This window comes from Nitratireductor alexandrii, from assembly GCF_004000215.1.
Lineage (GTDB): Bacteria > Pseudomonadota > Alphaproteobacteria > Rhizobiales > Rhizobiaceae > Mangrovimarina > Mangrovimarina alexandrii.
Map to the genome: position 1 here is coordinate 1 of NZ_RBVY01000025.1, position 2,767 is coordinate 2,767.

At 54.5% G+C, this 2,767-nt stretch carries 2 protein-coding genes; both read right to left on the reverse strand.

Going from position 1 to position 2,767, the window contains the following annotated elements:
* Positions 1 to 108 precede the first annotated feature (108 nt).
* On the reverse strand, positions 109 to 987 hold the full coding sequence (locus tag EP380_RS23300) for a TniB family NTP-binding protein (RefSeq protein ID WP_238720040.1): 879 nt from the start codon (positions 985 to 987) through the stop codon (positions 109 to 111).
* Positions 987 to 2,606, reverse strand: a complete 1,620-nt coding sequence (locus EP380_RS23305) for a Mu transposase C-terminal domain-containing protein (protein WP_127601218.1) — start codon at positions 2,604 to 2,606, stop codon at positions 987 to 989. Before EP380_RS23305 ends, EP380_RS23300 begins: the two co-directional genes overlap by 1 nt.
* Positions 2,607 to 2,767: the final 161 nt, after the last annotated feature.

The window sequence follows — 2,767 nt, forward strand, 5'->3', positions numbered from 1 at the left end:
TGTCGATTTACACTTCAAACTGGGACTCGGACAATTTCTGGAAAAACGTTACACTTCAATTGAGACTTTTGCGGCCTGAGTCTCAATTGAGGTGTAACGTTTCGTTGGCTATGCGAATGCTGCCTCTTTTTCCAAAGCGGGCTTCCAGGATTCGATGTTTTCATCGGTGATCCGCTCTGTGCCGTCTTGGATCGCCTCGATTGCAAGTTCGTTCAGTATCCCGAATACGCGAGCGGTTATGCCGTCGCCGAGGCGGGAAAGGTGTCGCAAACTCTGGCTGGACAATGCGGACGGAAGTTTGAGCGGTAGACTTCGGAGGATCGCCGTCACCAGTTCCTGGAATTCCTCATCCGCCTTCCATCTTGGCAGTACAAACTGATCCAGGCGTCGTGCCAGTTGAGTGTCGCCGGCAATCGCGTCGCGGGCTTCGGAAACGCCAAGACAGACGAGCGAAGCTTTGATCTCATTGCTAAGATATCGCAGCAGCTGCAGGATCACGCGCTGCTCTCTCGGGGTTCCAGCAAGAAGATTGTGGACCTCGTCAAATACCAGAACACGAACATTGTTGCTTTTCAGGAGGAGGACGGTCCTGATCTCAAGTTCCATGAGTGTCAGGCGTTCATTGATGCTGGCTCCCATGGCCATCAGCAATTGACCGTATATCCTGCGTTCTGTCGGGCGTGATGTCAGCGTAATTGCCAGGACCGGCATGCTTTCCACACCGGTACTGTGATCGATAATTGGCGGATGATTACGCTTGAACTTTTCCACGAGCATCGTCTTGCCCATGCCGCTGTGGCCATAAATCGCGAGGCCCGGCGGACGCGTTGATGGCGGATGGTCGCAAAGCCCATCGAGATGCCGAAGAACCCGACGAGCGCGATCAAAGCCGACCCAACGATCGGATCGAATGGCACGAATCCGTGTTTCGTTTGGCGAGTTGGCAAGTGCCGCGGCGCCAGACGCCAAATGCGGGAGTTCAATCATCAATCCCAAAATTCCGTGTCGTCATCTGAATGAACCGATTTCGCCAAATCTATAGCCGTAACGTGGCCGCTTTCCTTTTGGTCCTGTTTAGTAGGCCTTCGAGCAGCACTCCGGCGCGCTTTTGCGCTTGAGGATGCGGCAATGTCTTCAATCTGCCTTTGTTTTGCGATCGCTGCAAAGATAACATCTTCTTGCAACTCACGCCGTCCTTGGTCTCGAAGCCTTTTCTTGGCATGTTTCCATTCCCACCATGAGACGGGCGGATATGCGAGATTTCGGTACCGCGCTTCTACAAACCGGCCGTCGGACTGGCGAACGAATATTCGAGAAAGGTCTCGTGGATCATATTTGATCTCAAGCTCAGCACCCCGGCCGACATCACGTGATAGGGCGTCCGACCAGTAGCGAATCTTTTCCAGATGAATGCCGTCCTTCAGCAAGCGGCGCCGGTCACCAGGCAAAAAGCTGGTCCAGAACGCCATCCGGTCTGGCGGTAGGTCGAAATCGACTTCACCTTGCCGTTCGCGCCACACGGCCAGGGGAGGGCGCAATAGTGAGGCGTGGATACGCTGATGGTATTTGCCGACGATTTCCAGTGCGATCCACTTTTCTAGTTCGCGTAATGTAAAGGTCGCACGGCCCTCGGAATCGTAGTCACCCCTGATCTTCACATTGCTGAACGTTGTGCCAGGCAGCAGATGAACAGCTCCCATCATGGTTCCGATCAGCCGCTCGACGTGTCCGCCGAAGCGGGGCGTTGCTGGCGGTCTGAACAGGAGCTTGATGCCATATTCCTTGCAAGCGCCGGCGAGCGCTCGCGATCTGAATTCGGCGCCATTGTCGCAATGAAGAACAGCTGGCAGTCCGGCGACAGGCCAAGGAATATCAATCCCCCGTTCGTCTAGCCATGCTGCTTTGTCGTAAACGGCGTGCAGGAGGCAAAGGCCAACCGACGTTCTCGATGGGGCTGCCAGTGACAAATGGAAACCCGCGACCATTCTGGTGCAAACATCGATGGCAATCGTCAGCACTGGCCGTCCGATGGGTTGGCGATATTGTTCATCGACAACGACGACATCGACAATAGTATGATCGATCTGCCAAAGGGCATTCGGCTTTGCGACAGAAAGCTGGCCAGGGCTCGGTGTCGAGGCGGCTTCGATCTCGCGCTCCCCGCGCTTGCGGGCCGCTGCAATCGGGATCAGTTCCGACACTCTACGCTGCACAGTGCTACGATGTGGAGGTGATAGCCCCTCTGTGAGGCAGACTTCCCCAATGCGCCGCATCAGTGCGGCAAAGCTCGGCTTTTCCTTTTTGAGCCAGAAGCCCTCCACTTGTTCGGCGATAATGCGCTCGGTTCTGGGATCCAGCCTAACCATTCCTTCTTGCGTGCCGCGTTTTCTAGGTTTGAGGCTTGAAGTGCGTTGTGTCTTTCTAAACCTCGCAACGAGCCGAAACAGCGTCGAACGCGGGATCCCATACTCCTCACGCGCAGCCGCGACTACCTCAGCTGTCACTTTCCCATCACTGCCGCGGAGCAGATATCGAAGAAACTCTTCCGGACTTACATCGTCGGCATGTCGGTCACCATCATCGGGGGCTTCTGGGGATGAAATCATACGGCGACATTATGGTCGATCGACCGGTCGATCAATCCCATTTGGAGTGTAATAAAATCTCATTGGCGTCTCATTTGAAGTGTAATGCATTACACTTCAGTCTCACGCAAATCATTGAAAACACTCAATGCGCGAGTCTCGGTTTCAAACCTAAATCGACA